The sequence below is a fragment of the Paraburkholderia graminis genome, assembly GCF_003330785.1.
GTDB lineage: Bacteria > Pseudomonadota > Gammaproteobacteria > Burkholderiales > Burkholderiaceae > Paraburkholderia > Paraburkholderia graminis.
The window spans coordinates 1199053-1217592 of sequence record NZ_CP024934.1 but is presented as its reverse complement, the minus strand read 5'-3'; the positions used below and the strand labels follow the sequence as shown (position 1 = coordinate 1217592).

Here is an 18540-nt window from a genome sequence, read left to right as displayed (position 1 = left end):
AAACAGGCACACGACGAAGGAACGACATGCAAGATCAACGCAACAAGATGCTGACCGAACGCATCGCCGCGCGCTGGGTACGGGTGCATACCGCGCTCGTGCTGCTCTTTCTCGTCGCGCCGATTCTCGCGATCATTCCGCTCTCGTTCAATTCCGGTTCGTACTTCTCGTATCCGATGCAGGGCTTCTCGCTGCGCTGGTACGAGCAGGCGCTGACAAGCCCGGACTGGCAGCGGGCGCTGCTTAACAGCATCGGCATCGGCGCGGCTTCCACGCTGATTGCCACCTGTCTCGGCACGCTCGCGGCGCTCGGTCTTTCGCGCGCGCAGTTTCCACTGCGCTCGCTGATCATGCCGCTCATCATCTCGCCGATGATCGTGCCTATCGTGGTTGTCGCCGCCGGCTTCTATCTGATCTTCGCGCCGCTCGGCCTGGTGAATTCATATCCAGGCGTGGTGCTCGCGCATGCGGCGCTCGGCACGCCGTTCGTCGTGATCACGGTGACCGCCTCATTGCTTTCGTTCGATCACAGCCTGTTGCGCGCGGCGTCCGGGCTCGGCGCGCGCCCCTGGGTCGCGTTCAGACGCGTGACCTTGCCGCTCATCACGCCGGCGGTTGCGACCGGCAGTGTGTTCGCTTTCGCGACCTCGTTCGATGAAGTGATCGTCATTCTGTTCATCGGCGGCCCGGATCAAACGACGGTGCCCCGGCGCATGTGGAGCGGCATTCGCGATTCCATCGACCCGTCGATTCTCGCGGTCGCGACCATGCTGATCGTGTTCGCCGTGTTGCTGCTCGCGAGCATCGGCTGGTTGCGCGGGCGCCATGCCGCGGCCGGCGAAGGGCTTTCGTGATGCAGCGTTCCTTTTCAGCGTGACACGCGATACCGCAGGTCCGCCGCGCCCCGCCGCCATCAATGGCCGAAGAAGATCGACTTGCCGTTGCCCGATGAATGGCCCGACGAATGGTCCGACGAATTGCCCGATGAAGCGCGCGCGGTCGTCGCGCCCGACTGCGACGAGCCCTCCATTGCAACGCCGCCCTTCGACGTCATGCTGAGCGCCGAATCCGCTGCGGCCACTTTCGCATCGGCAGCCTGAATGTCGGCAGGATAGGACGCATCGGAAGCGACCGGCTGGTAGCCTGCCTGTTCGACACGCGTGAGATCGGCGCGCACTTCGGCGCGTGTGACGGGACCATTGGTGGTTTGCGCAAATGCAAGAGCGGGTGCGGCCAATACGCAGGAGACGAGGACAGCGTTCAGAAGTGCTTTCATGATGGTTCACCTATCGTTGAGTAGCGGCTGCGTTCACGATAAACGGAGCCTTTGAAACCTTCACCGCTAGTCGTGAAGGAGTGGTTGCATTCTGCGCAACCGCTGCTGACTCAATGGTGACTCCCGCATTACATGCTTGTCATCTTTAGCCCTTTATCGGGTTCATACGGTTATCCCAACGCCGATCCATTCGTTACGGCGCTCTCATCTGCATAGATGACGGACTTGTAATGTGTCCGTCACTCGCGAGTAAGTGCCTGCCCGGCACACTGCCTCCCATTACGAAGCCCCGTTTGCGTCGCTTTCGCACAGGGCATTCCGACCGCCATCGTCCAGGAAAACGTTATGTGGATTGTCAGACTCGCGCTGCAGCGGCCGTACACCTTCATTGTTCTGGCCGTGCTGCTATTTATACTCGGGCCACTTGCGATCATTCGCACGCCCACGGACATCTTTCCGAACATCGACATTCCCGTCGTCAGCATTGTCTGGTCGTATAACGGCTTCTCCGCCGAAGACATGGCGCGTCGCATCACGTCGAACTACGAGCGCGCGCTGACTTCCGACGTGGACGACATCGAGCACATCGAATCGCAATCGTTGAACGGCGTGTCGGTCGTGAAGATCTTCTTTCACCCTGGCGCCGACATCAATCGCGCGATCGCGGAAGCAGCGTCGAACTCGGCGTCGATTCTGCGCGTGCTGCCGCCCGGCACGTTGCCGCCGAACATCATCACGTACAACGCATCGACGGTGCCAGTGCTGCAGCTTGGCCTTTCCAGCGATACGCTGCCAGAGCAGTCTCTTTATGACCTCGGCAACAGTTTCATCCGCACACAACTCGCCAGGGTTCAGGGCGCCGCGGTGCCGCTGCCATTCGGCGGCAAGATTCGCCAGATCATGGTCGAACTCGATCCGCGAGCGCTACAGGCAAAAGGACTCGCACCGATCGACGTGGTCAACGCAGTCAACGCGCAAAACCTGATACTGCCGGGCGGCACTGCGAAGATCGGCTCGCGCGAATATAACGTCGAGATGAACGGCAGCACCGACACGGTCGCGAAGCTCAACGATCTGCCGATCAAGACGGTGAAAGGCGGCGTCGTGTATGTGCGCGACGTCGCGCATGTGATCGACGGCTATGCGCCGCAAACCAACATGGTGCGCAGCGACGGCAAGCGTGCCGCCTTGCTGCAAGTCGAAAAAACCGGAAGCGCGTCGACGCTGACGATCATCCAGCAGGTCAAGGCGATGCTGCCCAGGATCGCCGCGGGTCTGCCGAAGGCCTTGAACATCGTGCCGCTGTCCGATCAGTCGGTATTCGTGAAGGCCGCGATTTCCGGCGTTGTGCGCGAAGGTCTGATCGCCGCGTGTCTCACAGCCGCGATGATCCTGCTGTTTCTCGGCAGTTGGCGCGCGACGCTCATCATCGCCGTGTCGATTCCGCTCGCGGTATTGACGTCGCTGATCGCACTGGCCGCGCTCGGGCAAACCATCAACATCATGACGCTCGGCGGACTCGCGCTCGCGGTCGGCATTCTCGTCGACGACGCGACCGTCGCGATCGAAAACATCACGCATCACCTTGAAAAGGGCGCGCCGCTGCATGACGCGATTCTGAACGGCTCCGGCGAAATCGCGGTGCCCACGTTCGTGTCGACGCTGTCGATCTGCATCGTATTCGTGCCGATGTTTCTGTTATCCGGTGTCGCCCGTTACCTGTTCGTGCCGATGGCCGAGGCCGTCGTCTTCGCGATGTGCGCGTCGTACTTTTTTTCGCGCACGCTGATCCCGACGCTCGCCATGTATCTGATGCGCGCGCCTTCGAAAGCGGGTGACTCCGCGCAGCGCCGCAAGAACGTGTTTGCCGGCTTCCAGGCGCGCTTCGAGCAGCGCTTCGAAGCGCTGCGCAATCGCTATCGCTCGGTGCTGCAACGCGCGATCGCAAACCGCCGCCGCTTTCTGCCGATTTATCTCGCGCTCTGTCTCGCTTCGCTCGCGCTGATTCCGTTCGCGGGACGTGACTTTTTCCCCGCTGTCGATACCGGAGAAATCCGTCTGCATCTGCGTGCGCCGACAGGCACGCGCATCGAGGAAACCGCACGCCTGACCGATGAGGTCGAAGCAAAGATTCGAACCGTGATTCCGCAGTCGCAGCAGGCTGCCGTGCTCGACAACATCGGCGTGCCGGTGAGCGGCATCAACCTGACGTACGACTCGTCGGACCCGATCGGCTCCGAAGACGCGGACATCATGGTCACGCTGAAGCCGGATCACAAACCCACCGCGCAATATGTCGCGCAACTGCGCGACGTACTGAACACGGCCTTTCCCGGCGTGACATTCGCGTTCCTGCCCGCCGACATCGTCAGCCAGATTCTGAACTTCGGTTTGCCCGCGCCGATCGACGTGCAGATTGTCGGCAACAAGCTCGCGGCGAATCGCGTGGTCGCCGACCATCTGTTGGCGCAACTGCGCGGCGTGCGCGGCCTCGTCGACGCGCGTATCCAGCAGCCCGGCGACGCGCCGGCCATCAACGTCGACGTGGATCGCACGAAAGCGATGCAGGCGGGCCTCACGCAGCGCGATGTCGCGCAGAACCTGTTGATCGCGCTGTCCGGCAGTTCGCAGACCACGCCGAACTTCTGGCTCGACCCGAAGAACGGCGTCAGCTATCCGCTGCTGGCCGAAGTGCCGCAATACGACATTCATTCGCTGCAAACGCTGTCGAACATTCCGTTGACGACGAATCAGGTCGGCGTCGATCCGCAAAACCAGCTCGGCACGCTCGGCACGATGTCGCGCGGTTCGCAACAGGCCGTCGTCTCGCACTACAACGTGCAACCGGTGCTGGACATTTTCGCGTCGACGCAAGGACGTGATCTCGGCGGCGTCGCTGCGGACGTCACGAAGCTCGTCGATGAAGCGCGCGCGCAATTGCCGCCCGGCTCGTCCATCGTGATCCGCGGCCAGGTGCAGTCGATGAACGAATCGTTCGCGGGCCTTGGCGCAGGACTCGTGTTCGCGATCGCGCTCGTTTATCTGCTGATGGTCGTGAACTTTCAGTCGTGGCTCGATCCGTTGATCATCATCAGCGGTCTGCCTGGGTCCCTGGCCGGCATTGCATGGATGCTGTTCGCGACGCACACGACCTTGAGCGTCCCCGCGCTGACAGGAACCATTCTTTGTATCGGCATCGCGACGGCGAACAGCATTCTGGTGATCAACACCGCGCGCGAGTCGTTGCAAAACGGCATGGAGCCGCTTGCGGCCGCGCTCGATGCGGGCTTCAACCGCTTTCGTCCTGTGTTGATGACGGCGCTCGCGATGCTGATCGGCATGCTGCCGATGGCGCTCGGTCTCGGCGACGGCGGCGAACAGAACGCGCCGCTCGGACGTGCGGTGATCGGCGGCCTCGCGATCGGCACGCTGTCCACGCTCATGTTCGTCCCCGTCGTGTTCGGGATGGTGCATGCGTGGCTCGCCAAGCGCCGCGCGCACCGTGCCGCCGATGCGTCGCTGACACCACACGCTCAATAAGGAACCGCCATGAGTACGTCCGATCTGCCGCCGAGGCCCGATGCGGCCACGCGCACGAACGCCCTGCCCGTTTCGCGCGCCGCTGCGAATAACGAAGCCGTGAAGCGCCGTCGCTTCCTGTTGCCCGCTGCGCTCGCCGCAGTCGCCGCTGCATTGCTGGCACTCGGCATCGTGCCGCGTTTGCATGCAAGCACCGCGCTCACCGAGCAGGTCGACGCGCAGCGCGAAGTGCCCGTCGAAACAGTCGCGCCGACGCGCGCACCGGCATCGCAGGAACTGTTGTTGCCGGGCTCCGTGACGCCGTACGCCGACGCGTCGATCTATGCACGCACGAGCGGCTACGTCCAGCACTGGTACGCGGACATTGGCACGAAAGTCAAAGCCGGGCAGACGCTCGCAGACATCCAGACGCCGGAACTCGACGCGCAACTAAAACAGGCGCGCGCCGACGAAGCCACGGCAAAAGCAAATTACGCGTTCGCGAACAGCACCGCTCAGCGCTGGCAAACGATGCTGAAAACGCAGTCCGTTTCGCAGCAGGACACCGATGCGAAGACGAGCGACAGCGAAGCCAAACTCGCGGCGTTGCAATCCGCGCAGGCGAACGTCGCACGGCTCACCGAACTGGTGTCGTATGAAAAAGTCACCGCGCCGTTCGACGGCGTGGTCACCGTACGCAACGTCGATGTGGGCGCATTGGTGACGTCGGGTGGATCGCCGGGGCTCGCGGGGATGCCTGGCGAACTCTTTCATATCGAACAGACCGACCGCCTGCGTATCTTCGTCAACGTGCCGCAGGACGACGCGAGCAGCATCTCAACGGGCACGCAGCTTTATCTGACGACGCAGCAATATCCCGGACGCCGCTTTGCAGCCACCGTCGCGCGCTCGGCCAATGCGATCGATCCCGTGAGCCGCACGCTGCGTGTCGAAGTCGATGTCGACAATCACGACGGCGCGTTATTGCCAGGTGCGTATGCGCAGGTGCATCTCGCGTTGCAGACCGCGCATCCCGCGCTCGAACTGCCCGTCAGCGCATTGCTGTTCAGGCCCGACGGCGTGACCGTCGCGGTGATCGGCAAGAGCAGTACGGTGCAGCTAAAGACGGTGACGATCGGCCGCGATTTCGGCACCTATGTGGAAATCGCTACGGGCGTCGAAGCAACGGATCGCGTGATCAACAATCCCGGCGACGCCATCAGCAACGGTGAAGCGGTACGCGTCGTGGCATCCGCTGCGCTCCACGGCTAAGCGAGGCGCATGATCATGCTCAACGTACCCGTCGCATCCATTCGCAGGAATCTCGCAATCGGCGTTGCGTGCGCGCTGACTGCGTGCTCGACGCTGCCTCGTTACACGAATCCCTCTGTCGATGTGCCCGATCACTATGCAGGCACGGCCGCGCCCGGCTGGGCTGTCGCGGCTCCGGCCGATGCACAGCCGCGCGGCCCCTGGTGGACGCTCTTCAACGACGAAGAATTGAACCGTCTCGAAGCCCGCGTCGATGTGTCCAATCAGACCGTGGCCAAGGCAGTGGCGCAGTTGCAGGCAGCGCGCGCGATGGTCGACTATCAACGCGCAGGCTATGCGCCGACGATCACCGCCGGCGCCGCGCAATCGCGCGCGCGTTTGTCGCAGAACGTCCTCGGCCATTCGCTCGCGGGCAAGACGGTGCCCGATTATTCGGTGGGCGTGTCGGCGAGCTGGGAGCCGGACCTGTTCGGCCGCGTGAAGGATGCAACGGTCAACGCACGCGACAATGCGCAGGCAAGCGAGGCCGATCTGGAATCGGTGCGCCTCTCCATCGCAAGCGATCTCGCGCTCGACTACTTCGATCTACGCTCGCTCGACCGGCAAAAGAAACTGCTGGACGATTCCGTCACGGCGTACACCGCTGCATTGAAGATCGTGCAGCAGCAGTTGAACGACGGAGCCATCGATGCCTCCGCCGTCGCGCAAGCTCAGACCCAACTCGAAAGCACGCGCACGATGGACAGCGATATCGACGTGCAACGCGCGCAGTTGCAACACGCGATTGCGACGCTGATCGGCGTGCCCGCTTCGTCGTTCGCGCTGCCGCAACAGGTGCGCGACATTGCGCTGCCGCAGATCCCCGCGGGACTGCCGTCGCAATTGCTCGAACGCAGACCCGACATCGCCGCCGCCGAGCGGCGCGTCGCAGCGGCCAATGCGCAGATCGGCGAGGCGCATGCGGCCTTCTATCCGGATCTGACGCTCTCGGCCACTGCGGGACTCGAAAGCACGTTCTTCGCACCGTGGCTTACCGCGCCGAGCCTCTTCTGGTCAATCGGCTCGCAACTCGCCGGCACGCTATTCGACGGCGGCCGCCGCAATGCCGCGCTCAAAGGCGCGAACGCACAGTACGACGGCGCGGTCGCCGATTACCGTCAAACGGTGCTGGTTGCGTTTCAGCAAGTGGAGGACAACCTCTCGGCGCTGACCACGCTCGCCAGTGAAGCGGATAGCGAGCAGCGTGCGACATCAGCGGCGGAACTCGCGCTGAAGCTCACGACGAACCGTTATCAGGCGGGCGCCGTCAGCTATCTCGATGTCGTCACGGCGCAGACCATCGCGCTCACCAACGAGCGCACGGCCGAGCAGATCGACGCGCGCCGCGTCGATGCGAGCGTGCAGTTGCTGAAGGCGCTAGGCGGCGGCTGGGATCGCCCGACGCTTACCGATGCGCAAAGGTCAGAATGAAGCGCGTGCTCTGTGCGTCGCTTTCGGCGTGCGCTGAGCCGCCGTGCAACTCCATGATCGTGCGCACGATGGCGAGCCCGAGTCCCGTCGAACCCGTCGACTCGGGATCGCTCTTGCGCGAAGGATCGATGCGATAGAAACGGTCGAAGATGCGTTCGAGCAACGAAGGGTCGATCGGCGCACCCTGATTCGCGACGGTCACGCGCAAGCCGTGCGGCGTATCCTGCGCGTCGAGTGTGATCGTGCCGTTACGCGGCGTATAGCGGATCGCGTTCGCGAGCAGATTGCTGACCGCGCGGCGGAACAGCTCGGCGTCGGCATGGACGCGGCCGCCGCCCGTCACTTGCAGATGCACGCCGGCATCGTCGGCGACGCCTTCAAAGTACTCGGCGATGCGCGCGAGTTCCTTCGCGGCATCCAGTTCGCTCAACGTCGTGACGAACTGCGGATGCTCGGCGCGCGCGAGAAACAGCACGCTTTCGATCATGCGCGAGATCCGCTCGCATTCCTCGAGATTCGATGCGAGCAGCGACTGATACTCGTCGGCGGAGCGCGGACGTGCGAGCGCGACTTCGGTCGAGCCGCGCAGATTGCCGAGCGGCGTGCGCAGATCGTGAGCGAGATCGGCCGTGTATTGCGACATGCGTTGAAAGCCGCCATGCAGCCGGTCGAGCATCGCGTTCAGCGAGACGACCAGCGTGGCGAGTTCGCTCGGTACGTTATCGACTTTTATGCGCGTGTCGAGCTTGTCGACGGTGATCGTCGCGGCCTTGCCCGCCATCTCGCGCAAAGGCTTCAGCGACTCGCGCACCAGCATCCAGCTCATCAGGAACGCGAGCAGCATGCCGGCCAGGCCCGCGCCACAAAGACGCTCGCGATAGTAATCGAGCAGACGCCAGCGGTCCGTCATATCGCGCGCGATGACCAGCGTGACGGGCGTGCCGTCGCCCAGCACCGCATCCGCTGCGAGCCCGCGCACAGGCACGCCGCGCGCGTTGTGCCATTCCACGATGCTGGTCTCAGCGATACGCTGCGACGCGCCAAGCGGATTCGCCAGGGTCGGCGACGGCACGGCCGGATCGGCGATGCCCGCCGTGTTGTGCTCGAACACGAGCTTGCGGTCGGGGCCGCGCACTTCCATCGACATCGCGAGATTGCCCAGCACCTGGCTCGTCAGCCGGTCTTCATGGGCGCGCAAATCGGCAAGCGTCGCGATTTCCTGCGCGAGACGCCGCGTATGGCGCGCGATCAGCACGATGTCGAGATCCTCCTGCTGCTTGACCTCGCGGTCGAGCGCGAAATACAACACGCTGCCGACCAGCGCAAACACCATCAACGTCGTTCCGGCGAAGGCAAGCGCAAGCGTGGTGGTCAGCGAGCGCGCCGCCATCAATCGGTCTCTTTCAATTCGATCACGTAGCCGACGCCGCGCACCGTTTGTATCAGCTTGACCGGGAAGTCGTCGTCGATCTTCGCACGCAGCCGGCGAATCGCCACTTCGACCACGTTCGTGTCGCTGTCGAAGTTCATGTCCCACACATACGACGCGATCTGCGTGCGGCTCAGCACTTCGCCCTGACGGCGCGCGAGCAGTTGCAGCAGCGAGAATTCACGCGGCGTCAGATCGATGCGCGTGTTGCCGCGGCGCACGCGCCGACGGTTCACGTCGATTTCCAGATCGCCCACTTTCAGCAGTTCGCTTTCGCGCGGCGGGCCGCGCCGCGCCAGCGTGCGCACGCGTGCGAGCAGTTCGACGAACGCGAACGGCTTGACGAGATAGTCGTCGCCGCCGAGTTCGAGACCGCGCACGCGGTCGCTCACGTCGTCGCGCGCGGTGAGGAACAGCACCGGCGTGGTGCGCGTGGCGCGCAGGACTTTCAGCACGGCCCAGCCGTCCATGGTCGGCAGCATCACGTCGAGCACGATCACGTCGTAGTCCTGCTCCTGCGCGAGCAGCAGACCATCGGCGCCGTCGTTGGCGACGTCGACGGAATAGCCCGATTCTTCAAGGCCCTTTTTCAGGTAGGCGCCCGTTTTCGGTTCGTCTTCGATAATCAGTATTCGCATGACAGCCTCCGGCGCTTTAACGCACTTCAACGCACTTGGACGCGCTTTAACCGCGCTGAATGCGCGGTGGCGTAGTCGTGCCTTGTGGCGGTTTGACGCCGAGCGCTTCGGCCTTCAGCACGAAATCGGCAAGCGAGCGCGACTCCATCTTCTTCATCGCCTGACCGCGGTGAATCTTGACGGTGATCTCACTCAGGTTCATTTCGGCGGCAATCTGCTTGTTCATCAGGCCGCTCGCGACGAAGGCCATCACTTCGCGCTCGCGCGGCGTGAGCGATGCGTAGCGGCGGCGCAGGTCCGCGACCGAGCGGTCCGCTTCGCGCCGTTCCTCGTCCTTGCCGAGCGCACTCGCCACGGCGTCCAGCATGTCCTGATCGCGAAACGGCTTGGCGAGAAAGTCCATTGCGCCGGCCTTCATTGCCTTGACCGACATCGCGATATCGCCGTGCGCGGTCATGAAGATAATCGGCACGCGCAATTCGCCCGCGGCAATCTGTTCCTGCACGGCGAGGCCGCTTTGCCCTTTGAGCCGTACATCGAGAATCAGACAGCTCGGCACGTCCGGTCTCGGGAACGCAAGGAATTCCTGCGCGGACGCGAACAGTTCAACGCGCAAGCCGACGGAGCGCAGCAACATGCTGACGGCTTCGCGCATCGACGCGTCGTCGTCGACGACATAAACCATCGCGCTAGTCGCGTTGACCGGTTCAGTGCTCATTGCGCTTTGCCTCATCGAGCGGCAGAACGAACTGCATCACGGCACCCTTTCCCCCTTGAGATTCCGCCCAGATCCGGCCGCCGTGCGCCTCGACAATCGAGCGGCAGATCGACAGTCCCATTCCCATGCCTTCCGCCTTCGTCGTGAAAAATGCGTTGAAAAGCCGCCCGGCGTTCTCTTCGCTGATGCCCGTGCCGGAGTCTTCCACGACCACCAATGCGTGCCGCGCGTCGAAAGAGCGCGTGCGAATCCGCAATTCCCGCGGCCGGGCCGTGATGCCCGACATGGCCTGCACGCCGTTCATCACGAGGTTGATCACGACCTGCTGCAACTGCACGCGGTCGGCGCAGACCGACGGCGGGGGACTCGCGTAATCGGCATCCACTTCGACGCGGTGCGCATCCAGCTCACGCCGCACGAGTTCGATGGATTCTCTCACTATAGCGTTCAGATCGAGCACCGCGTGGCTAGGATCGCGCTTTTGCGCCATCGACCGTATCTGGCGGATCACATCGCTCGCGCGCCGCGCGTCGTGAATCATCTGGTTAATCGACTGGCCGACTTCCTTCAGATCGGGCTGCGGACGGTTCAGCCAGCGCAGCGCGGCGTCGCCGCACGTGGCGATCGCCGCAAGCGGCTGCGTGACCTCGTGCGCGATCGACGCGGCCAGTTCGCCGAGCATCGTCACACGCGTGACGTGCGCGAGTTCGGCCGTCGAGCGGTCGAGCGCTTCCTGCGCCGCCCGCCGTTCGGTCACGTCCATCAGCGCGCCGACGTATTCGGGATTCGCCGATTGCGGTGCGGCGAGACGCGCGACGTAGTGCACATGTTTGACGCTTCCATCGGGCATCGCGAGGCGATGTTCGAGATCAATCAACGGCACGCCCGCGAGACTCTGCTGATAAGCCTGCCTCATCAGCGCGATGTCTTCCGGATGCGCGCGCGCGAGGATCAATTGGAAGCTGGGCGCGACGTCTTTCGAATAGTCGAAGATCCGATACGTTTCGTCGGACCACCACATCTCGCCGCCGGGCAGTTTCGTCGCGATGCTGCCGGTGCGGCTCAAACGCTGCGCGTCGGACAGAAACGCCTCGCTGCGCGCGAGCGCCTGCTCGGCCTGTTTGCGTTCTTCGATATCGGTGTTCACGCCATACCAGCGCAAAATCTTGCCGGCGCTATCGCGCAGCGGTTCCGCGCCGATATGCATCCACCGGTAGACGCCATCGCTGTGCCGGATGCGGGACACGCTTTCGAACGGCGCGCCCGTTGCAATGGCTTCGTGCCAGGCGTGCTGCATCGCGCCGCAGTCGTCGGGATGAACGATCGAGCGCCAGATGTCGCCGTCGTTCTCCACGCACGTCACGCCCAGTTCGTTCCAGCGACGGTTGATGAAGACGAGCCGCCCATCGCTCGACGAACTCCAGACCATGCCTGGAATCGCGTCGATGGTCGCGCGCAATTCGTCCTTCTGGCGCCGCAACTCGCCTTCCATCTGCTTGCGGACGGTAATGTCGTTGTTGGTGGCGAGCACGGCGCGCGGCTTGCCTTTCGCATCGCGCCACAGCGCCCAGCGGCTCGAAATGACGACCGTTGTGCCGTCATTGCGCACATGCTGCAGTTCGCCTTGCCAGCGCCCGGAACGCAACAACTCGCGGCGAATTTCGTCGAGCGAGACCGACGAGCGCGTTTGCGTCAGCTCATGCACCGGCTGACCGATCGCCTGTTGCGTAGTCCATCCATAGAGTTGTTCCGCGCCCTGATTCCAGAACGTGATCAGATCGTTCATGTCGTACACGACAATCGCGTCATGCGTCAGATCGAGTAACTGCAACTGCTCCTGCAGCGTCGCCGTGCTCTTCTGATTGCGCAGCGCGAGCACCGACGCCGTCGCGATGGCGAGCAAGCTGACGAGACAGCGCGCGACCGGGCCGCCCGAGTAGTGCTCGTCGTGGGACATTGCAAAGGCGATCACCGTGAGCGCCACGCAACCCCATGACGTGAGAATCGCAGCGGGCCGCGAACTCGTCGAAGCGACGAGCAATACCACGACCACGTACAGCACGGCGATCGCGATATCGAGTGGCGTGAATGCGTCGATCAGGAATACGACCAACGCGACTGCCGCCGCGAGAACGTACAAAACGCGTGGGTCATGCCGCATCGGTTCGTCGGCGCGTGAGCGGAATATCATGTCGGCGATTGAGCGCGCCGCGCGAGAAGGAGGGAGACGAAACGAGGCGATGCTGGCATAGGCATTCGAGGTAAACGTTCGTTGACGAGTACCGGGGACCCTGTCTCGCGCCGCCATAACGGCGCATCGAAGTCAGACACGCGGGACGCCGACCCATTTAATCCGGCAGTTATCTTATCTGAGTTTTTCGGTATCCAACCGTTAAGTCCCTTCCCGACGAAGCCTTAATCAAGGCTCGCCGCGTTCCGCCTGCAGCGTTTCGAGGCAACGCAATATGGCCGCGCCATCGACGGGTTTGCTCAGCACGCACAGCGCGCCATCGTCCAGCGCCTGGCGGCGCACCGCGTCCGATGCGAACGCGGAGATAAAGATGACCGGCAGCGCGATTCCGTCGTCGATCAGACGGCGTTGCAACTGAAGCCCGCTCATGCCCGGCATCTGGACATCGGAGATGACGCACGCGACATCCGCGATCTGGCCGGAGGCGAGAAAATCTTCGGCCGACGCATAGAGCCGCACGTCCCAACCCAGCGAACGAACCAGACTCGATGTGGCGATGCGGACGGATTCGTCGTCGTCGATAATCGAAGCTATCGGATGGGAATGCAAGCGACTGATCCTCTGCCATACATGCGGTTACGGCGGCACACTGTTGCTTCGCCCGCCGTTCAGGTGTTCCCATCTTAGGGAGAAAAGCCTGCCGGGAAAATTATATGTGTGTATAGGGTGGGTGCGTGGAGTCGGCGTTGCTACCCGAAAAGCCGCGCCCACACCCGCCGCACACGACGCGCGCGGTCTTCGAAAAGATATGACGCAACCAGCGCCAGAAGACCTGAAATAGCCCCCGTCAGGATGTGCTCGACGTAGGGGATTGGGTAGTGACTCGCGTGGGAGTAGGCGTCGCCTATCGCTGTCAGGACGCCGACGACAAGCGCATTGCCGTAGCGATGGCCGTAGAGTTTCGCTGCAGGTGTGAAAGTCAGAAGTATGGCCAGGAGCCCGGTGAGCAGACCGGTGCGGAATGCAATCGTCCAGTGGACAAGGCTCATGATGTTGCCCCAGCTACCCGGCATGCAGGTCATGCATGCGCTTGTGGGCTGCCAGAAACGCTGGATAAACAGCCTGATGCGGCGCTTCCACTCGCTTGACATGATCGATGCCCTTGTCACGGCCGACGCCAATATACGGTGGAATACTACACTCGCAACGGCAGCTTCACTTCCCCTTGACGTTACGTTCCTGTCCCGGCGTGACGTCAAAGACCTTCCGATAACACCGCCCCAGATGCGAAGCGCTGGCAAACCCGCACTGCATCGCAATGTCGAAGATGGAAGCGGTCGATTCATGCAGGAGCTTTTGCGCCGCCTTCAGGCGCACGCCCAGATAGAACTGCGACGGTCCCATGTCAAAATGCTTGAGCCACATGCGCTCGAACTGGCGAGGCGAGATACCGACCAGCGAGGCGAGTGTCTGCACAGGAACGGGGCGCTCTATGTTCTGCTCCATCAGCGTGATCGCATTGACGATGCGCCGATCCTCGATACCGTAGCGCCACTGGATCGCCATTTTCTGGCTTTCCTGCGACGCGCGAATCCGCGTATGCAGGAACTGATCGGCGACATCGGCGGCAAGCCGGTGGTTATGCGCGCGCGCGATCACGTCCAGCATCAGATCGATCGCCGCGGTGCCGCCGCCGCATGTCAGCCGGTCGCCGTCGATGCAATAGAGGTCGCGCGTGACCGCGAGCGAAGGAAACTCGTCGGCGAGCGCCTTCAACGCTTCCCAATGAATCGTGCAACGCCGCTTGTCGAGCAGCCCGGCGCGCGCGAGGATCATCGTGCCGAGGCTCACGCCGCCGAGCGGTTTGCCTGTCGCGGCATAGCGGCGCAAAAAGTCGAACACCCGCTCGTTGCGGTAGTTCTCCACACCGATGCTCGCCACCACGAACAACTGGTCCACGGCAATCGACGACGTCATTGCGGATTCAGGCTGCAGCGAAAATCCGGAACTCGACGACACGGGCTCGCCGTCGGCGCTGATGAGATGCCAGCTATACAGCGGCTTGCCGCTCACCCGGTTAGCCGCGCGCAGCGGCTCGCTCGCGGAGCTGAGCGCCATCATCGAGAAGTTGGGTACGAGGAAAAAGCCGATGCGTTCCGTGTCGGGCCGTCGCTCCCGGCTCGAATCCGCCGTGCTTTCCGTGGGCGCGGCGGCGAGTGCGGCGGCCAGTGCGCCCTCCTCCGCCCGTGGCCACTTTTGACTGCGGGCGGAAGCCGGTTGCGGACCCTCATCGTTCATTTTCCTGCGCATGTCCATGCTGGATTGGCCAAGGTGAGGAAACTGTCGCATATCGGGCCGCGCCGGTCCATCGCCGCATGAGCGCGCAAGCGCTATCGGGCCCGCCTCAATCGCCGGTGTAATTCGGCGGACGCTTTTCGAAAGTCGCGGCGAGCGCCTCGCGATGATCCTCCGTGCGATGCGCGATGCCTTGAAAAGCCGCCGAGAGTTCCAGCAGGCTCGGCAGGTCCATCCGCTGTCCTTCGCGGATCAGGCGCTTGCTCATGCGCAGCACGTTGGGCGGATTGACGGCGATTCGCGCCGCCAGTTCCTTCGCCGCGGACAGCAGTTCCGCGTCCGGCACCACCCGCGAGACGAGCCCCCACGCGAGCGCGCATTGGGCATCGATAGGCGTGCCCGTGAAAATCATTTCCGCGGCGCGCGAAAGACCGATTGCACGCGGCAGCAGCCACGCGCCGCCGTCGCCAGGAATGATGCCGACCTTGGCGAAGCTCTCCGCGAACAGCGCGCTTTCTGCGGCGATACGGATATCGCACATCAGCGCGAGATCGCAGCCCGCGCCATGCGCGGGTCCGTTCACCGCGGCGATGCAAGGCACGTCCAGTTCATGAAACGCGCGCGGAATGCGTTGAATGCCGCGCCGATAGTTCTCGCGTATTCGTGCCGCGTTGCCGGCGAACGTGCCGAGTTCGTCGCGCATGTGTTTGATGTTGCCGCCCGACGAGAAGGCGGGGCCCGCGCCCGTCAGCACGATTGCGCGGACGCTCAGATCGGCTTGCGCGCGCGCGAGGCTCGCTACCAGCGCGTCGACCACTTCCATTTCGGTGAGTGCGTTGCGCGTTGCCGGACGGTTCAGCGTGATCGTGGCGACGCCACCGTCCAGTTCATAAAGTACCGGTTCGTTCATGTTCAGGTTCCCGTGCGCAGAAGTTCTTCGGCGACCGATGCGGCCAGTTCGCGGCGCAGCACCTTGCCGCTCGGGTTCAGCGGCAAGCGCTCCACGAACAGTATTTTCTTGGGCCGCTTGTATGGCGCGAGGTCGTCGCTCGCCTTGCAAAACGCAATGACGGTGTCCTCCGTCAACTGTGCGTCGCTGCGCACGACAAACGCCGTGACCGCCTGGCCCCACTTCGGATCGGGCACGCCGATCACCGCGGCCTCCTGCACGCCGGGGCAGTGATACAGCACCTCTTCGACTTCCCGCGGATAGATGTTTTCGCCGCCCGAGACAATCATGTCGTCGGCGCGGCCGTGAAAGTGGAAATAGCCGCCTGCGTCGACGCTAAAGAGATCGCCCGTATAGAGCCAGCCGTCGCGAAACTTCTTTGCCGTTTCGACGGGATTGTTCCAGTACGCGCGCGCCAGTTGCGGGCCGCGTACGATCAGTTGACCGACTTCGCCAGGAGCCACGCTTTCCGTGGATGGCACGGCGCGCTCCGCATCGTTCGTCACGACGCGGCAGGTGCTGATCAGCGTCGGCTTGCCGCACGACCCGAGGCGCGACAGTGCATCGCGTGGATGCAGCAGCAGCGTCAGGCTCGCTTCGGTCATGCCGTAGCCGTTGTAGACATTCGGACAGAACTCGTCGATGACGCGTTGCATCGCTGCGGCGGGAATCGCCGCGCCGCCCGTGGTAATCATCCGCAGGCTGCTGTGATCGGTCCGCGCGAACGATGGATGGAACAGCATGTCCTGGATCTGCGTCGGCACGGCAAAGAGCGTCGTAATGCGATGTTCGCCGATCGCGGCGAGCGTGCGCTCGGGATCGTAGCGCGGCAGAACGATGTTGGCCGCACCGACCATCAGGTGCGGCATGAAATACGCCTGCATGCCGCCGACGTGGTACAGCGGCGCGATATGAAGCGCCGAATCGGTGCTCGTCAGGCTGTATTCCATCACGCAGTTCGTGGCGATCGCGACGTCGTTGCCATGCGTGTGGATCGCGCCTTTCGGACGCCCCGTCGTGCCGGACGTGTACACCAGCGCCGAGATGTCCTCGGGCGTGACGGGAGGCAGCGGCGCATCGCGATGACGCGTGCCGTCTATCAGCGAATCGAAGTCGTGATGATGCGATGGCGCATCGCCGTCGCCGGGAAGTTCATCGCCGTGGCCGCCGTGTCCTGTCACACGCACATAGATGCGCAGATCGGGCAAGCCCTGTTCGACCTTCGCGACGACGGCCTGCATCGAATCGTCGTAAATCAGCGCCCGCGCGCCGGCATCGCGGATGATGAACGCCGCGTCGTTCGCGGACATCCGGTAGTTCATCGGGACTGCAATCGCGCCGAGCAACTGACAGGCGAGATACGCGGTGGCCGTGGCGTCGGATGTCTTCTGGAAGATGGCCACGCGATCCGTTTGCCGCACGCCAAGATCGAACAGCGCCTGCGCGAGTCCGCGTACGCGCACGTCCCATTGCGCGTAGGTCAAGCGCGCGTCGGCGCAGACCAGCGCGAGACGGTCGGGGTACTTCGCAACCGTGTTTTCGAACAGCGAGGTAATGGTCAGCATGATGGAAATGGAGTGCGCTCAGAGGTTGATCTTCAGATCGGGGAGATCGCGCGAGGCGATCAGGTATTTCGCCATTTCCGACGTTCCGCCGACAATCGTCAGCGCGCGCGCGTCGCGATAGAGCTGTTCGGCCCGGCCGTATTCTTTGGTAAGGCCGTCGCCACCCAATATCTGCACGGTTTCGTTGACACAGAAATTCGCCGTCTCTGTCGCGACGAGCTTGGCCATGGCCGCTTCCTTCATCAGCGCCTTGCCGTCGGCGCCCGCGTCGTACATCTTGGTCGCGCGATACGTGAGGAGTTCGGCGGCGTCGATGCGCCAACTCATCTGCGCGATCTTGTCCCAGATCAGTTGCTTGCAGCCGAGGAACTGCCCGAACGTCCTGCGGCTTTGCGCATGCGATCGGGCGATGTCGAACGCACTGCGCGCGACGCCGAGGCCCGAGCCGCCCAGAATCGCGCGCTCGAAATTGAACATGCCGCGCATGATTGCGAAGCCCTCGCCGGCCACGCCCAACAGGTGATCCGCGCCGACCCGGCAATCGTCGAACTTCACTTCGCCGACGATGCAGCCGTGCCGGCCCATGAACGTATAGTTGCGCGGAAAGCTGATCCCGCGCGCGTCTTTGGGCACGGCCACGGCGGTGATGCCCGGCCTCTCCAGGCCATCGCGCGGCGTGATGCCGTAGGCGATATAGACGTCCGCAACCGACGCGTTCGAGATATAGCGCTTGAAGCCGTTGATGACCCATTCGTCGGTGCGGGCGTCGTATTCGACGCGCGTTTGCATGTCGGCGGAATCGCTGCCCGTGCCGGGCTCGGTCACGCAGATCGCGCCGATCGCGCGGCCATCCAGAATCGGTTCGAGATACGCATCGCGCACTTCCCTGCTGGCATGACGATGCAGCGGATAGGCGCAGCTCAGCGCGGTGGCGATGGTGGTCTCAAACGCATAGTTGATGGCGGACGCTTCCTCGGAGAGGATCGTCGCGTGCGTGAGACCGGGCTTTGTCAGCGAGCCGCGATACAGGTCCGCGAACATCAGCCGCAAATAGCCGGCTTCGCCCAGCGCGCGCACCACGCGTTTGACGGCGTCCCAGTCGCGGCGCTCTTCTATGTCCGCGGCGCGCGGCGCGAGTTCGCGTTGCAGGAACGCGCGCGCTTCGGCGCGAAACGCGCGGTCTTCGTCGGTAAGGAGAAAATCTTGCATGGCAGACGA

Annotated in this window: 15 protein-coding genes; 4 read left to right on the top strand and 11 right to left on the bottom strand. The window is 63.3% G+C overall.

Annotated features, from left to right (window positions below; translation table 11 throughout):
* Nucleotides 1-26: 26 nt before the first annotated feature.
* Nucleotides 27-854, top strand: a complete 828-nt coding sequence (locus tag CUJ91_RS05495; RefSeq protein ID WP_006048286.1) for an ABC transporter permease — start codon at nt 27-29, stop codon at nt 852-854.
* Nucleotides 855-913: 59 nt separating this feature from the next.
* On the opposite strand, the gene CUJ91_RS05490 is transcribed toward CUJ91_RS05495, so the two are convergent.
* On the bottom strand, nt 914-1276 hold the full coding sequence (locus CUJ91_RS05490) for a DUF4148 domain-containing protein (protein ID WP_114155995.1): 363 nt from the start codon (nt 1274-1276) through the stop codon (nt 914-916).
* A 345-nt stretch (nt 1277-1621) separates the two neighbouring features.
* On the opposite strand from CUJ91_RS05490, the gene CUJ91_RS05485 reads away from it, so the two are divergent.
* From CUJ91_RS05485 to CUJ91_RS05475, 3 genes are read left to right on the top strand one after another with little or no spacing between them, the layout of a single operon-like run.
* Complete coding sequence (locus CUJ91_RS05485; RefSeq protein ID WP_114155994.1) at nt 1622-4816, top strand: efflux RND transporter permease subunit; 3195 nt, start codon at nt 1622-1624, stop codon at nt 4814-4816.
* 9 nt (nt 4817-4825) lie between these two features.
* Nucleotides 4826-6067, top strand: a complete 1242-nt coding sequence (locus CUJ91_RS05480) for an efflux RND transporter periplasmic adaptor subunit (protein ID WP_114155993.1) — start codon at nt 4826-4828, stop codon at nt 6065-6067.
* Between the two features lie 15 nt (nt 6068-6082).
* Nucleotides 6083-7537: an efflux transporter outer membrane subunit gene (locus tag CUJ91_RS05475; protein WP_114156688.1), complete on the top strand. Its 1455-nt coding sequence runs from the start codon at nt 6083-6085 to the stop codon at nt 7535-7537.
* Here CUJ91_RS05475 and CUJ91_RS05470 read toward each other — a convergent pair.
* From CUJ91_RS05470 to CUJ91_RS05425, 10 genes are all read right to left on the bottom strand, one after another.
* Nucleotides 7512-8927, bottom strand: a complete 1416-nt coding sequence (locus CUJ91_RS05470; protein WP_114155992.1) for a heavy metal sensor histidine kinase — start codon at nt 8925-8927, stop codon at nt 7512-7514. The genes CUJ91_RS05475 and CUJ91_RS05470 overlap by 26 nt on opposite strands.
* A complete protein-coding gene (locus CUJ91_RS05465; RefSeq protein WP_006048292.1) occupies nt 8927-9604 on the bottom strand; it encodes a heavy metal response regulator transcription factor in 678 nt (225 codons plus the stop codon). The genes CUJ91_RS05470 and CUJ91_RS05465 overlap by 1 nt, the downstream gene beginning before the upstream one ends.
* 46 nt (nt 9605-9650) lie before the next feature.
* Nucleotides 9651-10322, bottom strand: coding sequence for a response regulator transcription factor (locus CUJ91_RS05460; RefSeq protein ID WP_006048293.1), 672 nt, complete (start codon nt 10320-10322; stop codon nt 9651-9653).
* Nucleotides 10312-12483, bottom strand: a complete 2172-nt coding sequence (locus CUJ91_RS05455) for a sensor histidine kinase (RefSeq protein ID WP_244230975.1) — start codon at nt 12481-12483, stop codon at nt 10312-10314. The genes CUJ91_RS05460 and CUJ91_RS05455 overlap by 11 nt, the downstream gene beginning before the upstream one ends.
* Nucleotides 12484-12741: 258 nt before the next feature.
* Nucleotides 12742-13122 (bottom strand): response regulator transcription factor, encoded by a 381-nt coding sequence (locus CUJ91_RS05450; protein ID WP_114155990.1) that lies wholly within the window; start codon nt 13120-13122, stop codon nt 12742-12744.
* A gap of 140 nt (nt 13123-13262) precedes the next feature.
* Nucleotides 13263-13664 (bottom strand): hypothetical protein, encoded by a 402-nt coding sequence (locus tag CUJ91_RS05445; RefSeq protein ID WP_114155989.1) that lies wholly within the window; start codon nt 13662-13664, stop codon nt 13263-13265.
* A 64-nt stretch (nt 13665-13728) separates the two neighbouring features.
* Nucleotides 13729-14811, bottom strand: a complete 1083-nt coding sequence (locus tag CUJ91_RS05440; RefSeq protein ID WP_244230974.1) for a GlxA family transcriptional regulator — start codon at nt 14809-14811, stop codon at nt 13729-13731.
* Between the two features lie 106 nt (nt 14812-14917).
* Nucleotides 14918-15718, bottom strand: a complete 801-nt coding sequence (locus tag CUJ91_RS05435) for a crotonase/enoyl-CoA hydratase family protein (RefSeq protein WP_029969891.1) — start codon at nt 15716-15718, stop codon at nt 14918-14920.
* 2 nt (nt 15719-15720) lie between these two features.
* On the bottom strand, nt 15721-17322 hold the full coding sequence (locus CUJ91_RS05430; protein ID WP_114155988.1) for a class I adenylate-forming enzyme family protein: 1602 nt from the start codon (nt 17320-17322) through the stop codon (nt 15721-15723).
* 18 nt (nt 17323-17340) lie between these two features.
* Entirely contained in the window at nt 17341-18531 is a 1191-nt protein-coding gene (locus CUJ91_RS05425) for an acyl-CoA dehydrogenase family protein (protein WP_114155987.1), read from the bottom strand.
* Between the last annotated feature and the right edge of the window lie 9 nt (nt 18532-18540).